This is a genomic window from Oceaniglobus roseus, assembly GCF_002869745.1.
Classification (GTDB): domain Bacteria; phylum Pseudomonadota; class Alphaproteobacteria; order Rhodobacterales; family Rhodobacteraceae; genus Oceaniglobus; species Oceaniglobus roseus.
Genome location: NZ_PNOS01000028.1, coordinates 56,943 through 65,137, shown reverse-complemented (window position 1 = coordinate 65,137; position 8,195 = coordinate 56,943). Strand labels below are relative to the sequence as shown.

Annotated in this window: 5 protein-coding genes and 1 pseudogene; 4 read left to right on the top strand and 2 right to left on the bottom strand. The window is 68.6% G+C overall.

All coding sequences use genetic code 11. From position 1 onward, the window contains the following. Nucleotides 1–90: 90 nt before the first annotated feature. From A7B20_RS14245 to A7B20_RS21630, 4 genes and pseudogenes are all read left to right on the top strand, one after another. Complete coding sequence (locus A7B20_RS14245) at nucleotides 91–807, top strand: hypothetical protein (protein WP_102109249.1); 717 nt, start codon at nucleotides 91–93, stop codon at nucleotides 805–807. 250 nt (nucleotides 808–1,057) lie between these two features. Further along, the gene (locus A7B20_RS14240) at nucleotides 1,058–3,097 is read left to right on the top strand and encodes an ASKHA domain-containing protein (protein WP_102109248.1); all 2,040 of its coding nucleotides are present in this window, start codon (nucleotides 1,058–1,060) and stop codon (nucleotides 3,095–3,097) included. A gap of 113 nt (nucleotides 3,098–3,210) precedes the next feature. Further along, nucleotides 3,211–3,774 (top strand): annotated as a pseudogene (locus tag A7B20_RS21635) (fasciclin domain-containing protein); the annotation flags it as partial. A gap of 33 nt (nucleotides 3,775–3,807) precedes the next feature. Further along, complete coding sequence (locus A7B20_RS21630) at nucleotides 3,808–4,329, top strand: fasciclin domain-containing protein (protein WP_245866952.1); 522 nt, start codon at nucleotides 3,808–3,810, stop codon at nucleotides 4,327–4,329. A gap of 514 nt (nucleotides 4,330–4,843) precedes the next feature. Here the strand turns inward: A7B20_RS21630 and A7B20_RS14230 are convergent. Both A7B20_RS14230 and A7B20_RS14225 read right to left on the bottom strand, forming a co-directional pair. Then, nucleotides 4,844–5,632, bottom strand: a complete 789-nt coding sequence (locus A7B20_RS14230; protein WP_102109246.1) for an FAD binding domain-containing protein — start codon at nucleotides 5,630–5,632, stop codon at nucleotides 4,844–4,846. A 13-nt stretch (nucleotides 5,633–5,645) separates the two neighbouring features. Beyond that, entirely contained in the window at nucleotides 5,646–8,090 is a 2,445-nt protein-coding gene (locus A7B20_RS14225; RefSeq protein ID WP_102109245.1) for a xanthine dehydrogenase family protein molybdopterin-binding subunit, read from the bottom strand. Nucleotides 8,091–8,195: the final 105 nt, after the last annotated feature.

Sequence of the window (8,195 nt, the reverse complement as noted above, 5' to 3'; positions counted from 1 at the left end):
CGCCCCGCCCGCGCACGGGTTTGCCCGTGACACGGCCTGCCGGTGCAGGCAGTGTCGGGGCACGTCCATCCCGTTCCGGAGCCTCCCGGCATGTCCGACCCCGCCCCGAAGGCGGGCGCCCCGACACCCGGGACGCCGCCCGTCCCGCCGCTCCCCGTCGCGCTTCTGCGCATGGGGCTGCGGCTGCTGGTGATCCTCGCGCTCGCCTGGGGTGCACATCTGCTGCTCGAAAGGGCGATGGACCTCGTGGAACGCCTGCCCGACCACCGGCAGGACGTGGCGATGACGACGTTGCTGGCCTCGGCGGTGGTCCTCTATGCCGCATTGATCGCCATTCCGTTCGTTCCGGGGGTCGAGATCGGCATCTCGCTCCTGCTGCTCGGCGGCGCCGGGATCGCGCCCTTCATCTACCTCGGCACCGTCACCGGGCTGATGGCGGCCTATCTCGCGGGCCGCTTCCTGCCCTACCGCATCCTGCACCGCTTCTTCCTCGACCTGCGCCTCACGCGCGCCTGTCGCCTGCTGGAGGAGATCGAGCCGCTCTCCCGCCCCCGCCGCCTGGCCCTGCTGCGCGCCCGCCTGCCGGGGCAGCTCGGGACCTGGGCCGTGCGCTTCCGCTACCTGACCATCGCCGCGCTGCTGAACCTGCCGGGCACCGCCCTGATCGGCGGCGGCGGCGGCATCTGCCTGATCGCCGGGCTTTCGGGCCTGTTCTCGCGCCTGGGCATGTTCGTGACCGTCGTGCTGTCCACCCTGCCGGTGCCGCTGGCGGTGTGGCTCTGGGGGCCTTCGCTGCTGGCGCGATGAGTCAGCCCGGCCCAACGGTCCGAGCCAGCCGGAGTTTGGGAAACTCCGGGCACACCCGCACAGATGTTTCGCCCGGCATTCACGCCGGGCAGCCCCCGACCGCCCCTTTACGCCTTCGGCGTGACGGTCGGGGGCTGCCCTCATCGCTGAACGCGAACGTCGCAAATATCTTCCGCGGCCACGCTCCCGCCTTGTGCAGACGCCCATCATACGCAAGTCATACGCAAACCACACGCCCCGGACGCACCCCATGACCGACCCTCTCGTGATCTTCACCCCCTCCGGCAAGCGCGGCCGCTTTCCCGTCGGAACCCCGGTCCTGACCGCCGCCCGCCAGCTTGGCGTCGACCTCGATTCGGTCTGCGGCGGCCGGGGCATCTGCTCGAAATGCCAGGTCTCCCCGGGCTACGGATCCTTTCCGAAACACGGGGTTACCGTCGAACGCGACGCGCTTTCGGAGTGGAACAGCGTCGAGGAGCGCTACAAGTCCAAGCGCGGGATGAAGGAGGGCCGCCGCCTCGGCTGCCAGGCGACCGTGCAGAAGGACGTGGTGATCGACGTCCCGGCCGAATCCCAGGTCCACAAGCAGGTCGTCCGCAAGGAGGCCACCGCCCGCACCATCGCCATGGACCCCGCCACCCGCCTCTACTTCGTCGAGGTGGAAGAGCCGGACATGCACGAACCCTCCGGCGACATGGAGCGGCTGGTCAAGGCCCTGGAGTCCCAGTGGAATACCGGCCCCGTGACCGCCTCCCTACCGGTGCTGCGGAAGCTCCAGCCGACGCTCAGGAAGGGCAACTGGCAGGTCACCGTCGCGCTGCACCAGCCCCATGAGGAACAGCCCGCCACCCTGGTCGACCTCTGGCCCGGCCTCTACGAACAGGGGCTCTACGGCCTCGCCATCGACCTCGGCTCGACCACCATCGCCGCCCATCTCTGCGACCTCTCCGATGGCCGCATCCTCGGCTCAGCGGGGATCATGAACCCGCAGATCCGCTTCGGCGAGGACCTGATGAGCCGCGTCTCCTACGTGATGATGAACCCCGGCGGCGACACCGAGATGACCGACGCCGTCCGCGCCGCGATCAACGACCTCGCCGTCGAAATCGCGTCCCAATCCGCCGTCGATCCCCGCGCCGTGGTCGAAACGGTGATCGTCTGCAACCCGGTGATGCACCACCTGCTGCTCGGCATCGACCCGGTGGAACTGGGCCAGGCGCCCTTCGCGCTGGCGACCTCCTCCGCCCTGAACCTCGAGGCGAAGGATCTCGACCTCCACAGCCTGAACCCCGCCGCCAAGGCCTATATCCTGCCGTGCATCGCGGGCCATGTCGGCGCCGACTGCGCCGCCGTGGCGCTGTCCGAGGAGCCCGGCAAGCAGCCCGAGCTCACCCTGATCGTCGATGTCGGCACCAACGCCGAGCTCCTGCTCGGCGACACCCGCCGCGTCCTCGCCTGCTCCTCCCCGACCGGCCCCGCCTTCGAGGGCGCGCAGATCTCGTCCGGCCAGCGCGCCGCCCCCGGCGCGATCGAGAAGATCACCATCGACCCCGCCACGAAGGAGCCCCGCTTCCGCGTCATCGGCTGCGACCTCTGGTCCGACGAGCCGGGCTTTCACGAGGCCACGAAAGGCACCGGCATCACCGGCATCTGCGGCTCGGGCATCATCGAGGCGGTGGCCGAGATGCGCATGGCCGGCCTCGTCGACCCCTCGGGCCTGATCGGCTCGGCCGAACAATGCGGCACCGAGCGGATGATCCCCGAGGGCCGCACCCACGCCTATGTCATCCACGACGCCACGGCCGAGGGCGGCCCGAAGATCACCGTCACACAAGGAGACATCCGCGCGATCCAGCTGGCCAAGTCCGCCCTCTACGCGGGTGCCCGCCTGCTGATGGACGAGTTCGGCGCCGACAGGGTGGAGCGCATGGTGCTGGCTGGCGCCTTCGGTGCGCACATCTCGCCGAAGCACGCCATGGTCCTCGGCATGATCCCCGACGCGCCGCTCTCCCATGTCCGCAGCGCGGGCAATGCGGCGGGCACCGGTGCGCGCATCGCCCTCCTGAACCGCGCGTCCCGGCGCGAGATCGAGGCGACGGTGGGAAAGATCACCAAGGTCGAAACCGCCATCGCCCCCCGCTTCCAGGAGCATTTCGTCAACGCCAACGCCCTGCCCCACGCCACCGATCCTTTCCCGGAACTCGCACAGATCGTGACCCTGCCCGAGGTCAGCTTCAACACCAACGGCGACGGCGCGGACGGCGGGCGGCGCAGGCGGCGGCGCGGCTGAGCCTCACGCCCGCCGCACATTTTCTGACGGCGGCGTGAAACTCGCCGCCGTGTCGCCCCGTGGGTCTCCCCATGACGCACCGCAGACCGGTGCGACCAACCGGGAGATCCACGATGCGCAACCTTCTGAAGACGACGACCCTGATCGCTTCCCTCGCCCTGGCGGGCGGCACCGCCTTCGCCGCGTCCCACACCGGCGGCAACCCCATGGTGGGCGGAGCCGAGATGTTCGCCGACAGGAACATCGTCGAGAACGCCGTGAACTCCGCCGACCACACCACGCTGGTCGCCGCGGTCAAGGCGGCGGGCCTGGTCGAGACGCTGAGCGGCCCCGGCCCCTTCACCGTCTTCGCACCGACGAACGCCGCCTTCGACGCCCTGCCCGCCGGCACCGTCGACACCCTGCTGAAGCCCGAGAACAAGGACATGCTGACCAAGGTGCTGACCTGCCACGTGGTCGCCGCCGACGCCATGTCGGACGCCATCGCGGGCATGATCCAGGACGACGGCGGCGAGCATGACGTCAACACCGTCGGCGGCTGCGTGCTGAAGGCGAAGATGGACGGCGACAGCATCACCCTGACGGACGAGACCGGCGGCGTGGCCCATGTCACCATCGCCGACGTGAAGCAGTCGAACGGCGTGATCCACGTAATCGACAAGGTGCTCCTGCCCGCGCCCGAGAAGGCGGCGGGCGACAGCGGGGCCGCCATGCCGGCCACGGACACCGCGATGGCCGAGGGCGACAACCCGATGGTCGGCGGCGCGCCGATGTACGCGAACAAGACCATCGTCGAGAACGCGGTGAACTCGGCCGACCACACCACCCTCGTCGCCGCGGTGAAGGCCGCGGGGCTGGTCGACACGCTGAACGGCGAAGGCCCCTTCACCGTCTTCGCGCCGACGAACGAAGCGTTCGAGAAGCTTCCCGCGGGCACCGTCGAGACCCTGCTGAAGCCCGAGAACAAGGACCAGCTGACCAAGATCCTGACCTACCACGTCGTGTCCGGCAACTCGTCGGCTGCCGACATCGTGGCGAAGGCAAAAGCCAGCCGCGACGGTTTCTACAACTTCACCGCCGTCTCGGGCGACGCGCTGTCGGCAAAGGTCACGCCCTCGGGCCGGGTCTTCATCTTCGACGAGAAGGGCGACGCCTACGAGGTGACGATCCCCGACGTGAAGCAGTCCAACGGCGTGATCCACGTCATCGACGGCGTGCTCCTGCCCCGCTGAAGTTTCGTGACGAGTACGGCTCCTTTACCCGGACCCTGTATGTGCATCGGGTGACCTTGACGAGTGTGATGCTTCAAGAGTGAGCCATGTGACGAGTGCCGAGGGCCGCTCCCCGAAAGGGGGGCGGCCCTTTCGTTGCGGGCGACCGACCCGACGGGGCCCGGTTTTCTCAAGAAAACCGGACCATTTTCCTGAAGGAAAATGGACCCCTCGCGTTCGGACAGGATCATGTCCGCCCGGGCGCGGCGCCAGGATCCGGGCGGGTTCCGGTTTCCTCGAGGAAACCGGGTCATTTTCCTTGAGGAAAATGATGCCTTGGGCCCGGAGGGAAGCACGGATGGAGAAGGCGGGATGCCTCCGGCGGGAGTATTTTCACAAAGAAGAAGCAGGGGCGGTGAGGCGTTTGCGGTGGTACCCTGGTCGCACGGGTCAGGCCCCGCGAATGCGGAGGCGCCGCCCGGATCGCTCCGGACGGCGCCCTGTTCCTTGCCTCACCCCGATGGGGTCGGCGGGGTCAGGCGGCGGCCTTCACCGCGCGGCCGGTCAGCACCTTGATCAGGTGCGCCCGGTAGGCGGCCGAGCCGTGCAGGTCCGTGATCAGACCATCGGCCGAGGCGGTCAGCCCCTCAATCGCCTCGGGCGAGAAGTTGTCAGACAGCGCCTCTTCCGCCTCGGTCCAGCGGAACACGCCGCCTTCCGACGCGCCGGTGATCGCCACCCGCACCCCGTCCGAGAACCTGGCCACGAACACGCCGACCAGCGGGAAGCGCGAGGCCGGTTGCGCGAACTTCTGGTAATTGGCCTTTTGCGGCACGGGGAAGCGCACCTCGGTGACGATCTCGCCCTCTTCCAGCGCGGTCATGAACATGCCTTGGAAGAACTCGTCCGCGGGGATCTCGCGGTGGTCGGTGCAGATCGTCGCGTTGCTGGCGAGGCAGGCCGCGGGATAGCAGGCCGAGGGATCGTTGTTGGCGATCGAGCCGCCGATCGTCCCGCGGTTCCGCACCGCGGGGTCGCCGATCCGCGAGGCGAGCGAGACCAGCGCCGGGTAGTCCCCCGCGCTCGCCACGATCTCGCCGTGAGTGGTGCCGCCGCCGATGCACAGGCGCCCGTCGTCGTCCACGCAGACGCCCTTGATCTCGTCGATGGCCGACAGGCTCACCAGTTTCGAGGGCTGCGCCAGCCGCTGCTTCAGCGTCGGGATCAGGGTCTGCCCGCCGCCAAGCGCCTGGGCATCCTCCTCCTTCAGCGCCGACAGGGCCTCGGCCAGGCTCTTGGGCCGTACCAGTTCGAAAGAATACATCTGCTCTCGCTCCTTACACCTGACCGCCCAGCGACCGGCCCTCGGCCGAACCGCTGTCGCGGGCCGCGGGCTGCGCCGCGCCTTCGTTTGCCGTGGCACCGTTCATCGCCGCCCAGACCCGCGCGGGGCTCAGCGGCATGTCGATGTGCGTCACGTTCTTGCCGCCGCGCTGGAGCGCGTCGATCACCGCGTTGACCACCGCGGGGGGCGAGCCGATGGCCCCCGCCTCGCCGCAGCCCTTCACGCCAAGCGGGTTGTGGGTGCAGGGCGTCTGGCAGGAATGGTCGACGCTGTAGAACGGCACGTCGTCCGCCCGGGGCATCGCGTAGTCCATGTAGGAGGCCGAGATCAACTGCCCCGCCTCGTCGTAGGCGCAGTTCTCGAGCAGCGCCTGGCCGATGCCCTGGGCGATCCCGCCGTGCACCTGCCCGTCGACGATCATCGGGTTGATGATGTTGCCGAAATCGTCCGCCGCGGCGAAGCGCGCCACCGTCACCTTGCCGGTCTCGGGATCCACCTCGACCTCGCAGGCATAGGCACCGGCGGGATAGGTGAAGTTGTTCGGGTCGTAGAACGCCGTCTCCTCCAGCCCCGGCTCCATGTCCTTCAGCGGATAGTTGTGGGGGACGTAGGCCGCCAGCGTGACGTCACCCCAGGCGAGCGACTTGTCGGTGCCCGCTACGGTGAACTTGCCGTCCTTCAGCTCGATGTCGCTGTCGGAGGCTTCCATGATGTGGGCCGCGATCTTCTTCGCCTTGGCGATGATCTTCTCGGTGGCCCGCACCATGGCCGAGCCGCCGACCGCGAGCGAGCGCGAGCCGTAGGTGCCCATGCCCATCGGCGTGTTGGCGGTGTCGCCATGGACGACCTCGACCATGTCCTCGGGGATGCCGATCATGTCGGCGACCACCTGCGGGAAGGCCGTCTCGTGGCCCTGCCCGTGGCTGTGGGAGCCGGTCATCACGACCAGGCCGCCCGTGGCGTTGACCCGGACCGTGGCCGATTCATAGAGGCCCGCGCGCGCGCCCAGCTGGCCGACGAGGTTCGACGGCGCGATGCCGCAGGCCTCGATGTAGCTGTTCACGCCCAGACCGCGCCAGAGCCCCTTCTTCTTGCTCTCCTCGGCCCGCGCCTCGAACCCGGCGATGTCGGCGATCTCGATCAGCTTGTCCATCGTCGCGTTGTAGTCGCCGGTGTCGTATTCCACGGCGACCGGGGTGGCATAGGGGAACTCGGTCACGAAGTTCTTGCGGCGCAGCTCGATCGGGTCGACTCCCAGCTCGCGCGCCGCCTTGTCGATCACCCGCTCCAGCTGGAACGTCGCCTCGGGGCGGCCCGCGCCGCGGTAGGCGTCCACGGGGACGGTGTTGGTGAACACCGCCTTCACGTTCACGTAGATCAGCGGCGTCTTGTAGTTGCCCGCCATCAGCGTGCCGTGCAGCCAGGTCGGCACCGAGGGCGCGAAGGTGGACAGGTAGGCGCCCATGTTGGCATAGGTTTCGGTCCGCAGCGCGGTGAAATTGTGATCCGCGTCCAGCGCCAGCTCGATCCTCGTGACGTGATCGCGCCCGTGGGCGTCGGTCATGAAGGCTTCGGAGCGGGTCGAGGTCCACTTGACAGGCCGACGGCATTCCTTCGCCGCCCAGGTGCAGAACGCCTCTTCCGCATAGTGGAAAATCTTCGAGCCGAAGCCGCCGCCCACGTCCGGGGCCACGACGCGCAGCTTGTGCTCGGGGATCCCGAGGACGAAGGCGCCCATCAGCAGCCGGATCACGTGGGGGTTCTGCGAGGTGGTGTAGAGCGTGTAGTCGCCCGTCCCCTTCTCCCACTGGCCCACGGCGACGCGCGGCTCCATCGGGTTGGCGATCAGGCGGTTGTTCACCAGTTCCAGCGTCGTGACGTGGGCGGCCTTCGAGATCGCCTCGTCCACCGCCGCGCGGTTCTCCTCCACGAAACCCCAGTCGTAGCAGAGGTTCGAGGTCAGGTCGTCATGGACCTTCGGCGCCCCGTCCTTGACCGCTTCCTTCATGTTGATGACCGCCGGGAGGATCTCGAGGTCCAGCTCGATCGCCTCGGCCGCGTCGCGCGCCTGGGCAAGCGTCTCGGCCACCACGGCGCAGATCGGATCGCCGACGTGGCGCACCTTGCCGTGGGCCAGCACCGGGTGCTTCGGCTCCTGCATCGGCTGGCCGTGGCGGTCAGTGACCTGCCAGCCGCAGGGCAGCCCGCCCACCGCCTCGAAGTCCTTGCCGGTGAAGATCCGGATCACCCCCGGCATGCCTTCCGCCGCCGAGGTGTCGATGCCGTTGATCTTCGCATGGGCCACGTCGGAGCGCAGGAAATGCACGTAGGCCTGGCCGTGCACGTTGATGTCGTCGGTGTAGTTGCCGTCGCCCGTCAGGAAGCGGACGTCCTCGCGCCGCTTGCTGCTGGCACCGATTCCAGTGTCCTTAGGCATTGTCTGATCCTCCCAGATCGCGGGGCGCGTCCCCGCCGCTGCCGCAGGGGCTGGACCATACCGGCCCCCGCTTGTTCTTGCTGAAAATACTCAAAAAGATCCCGG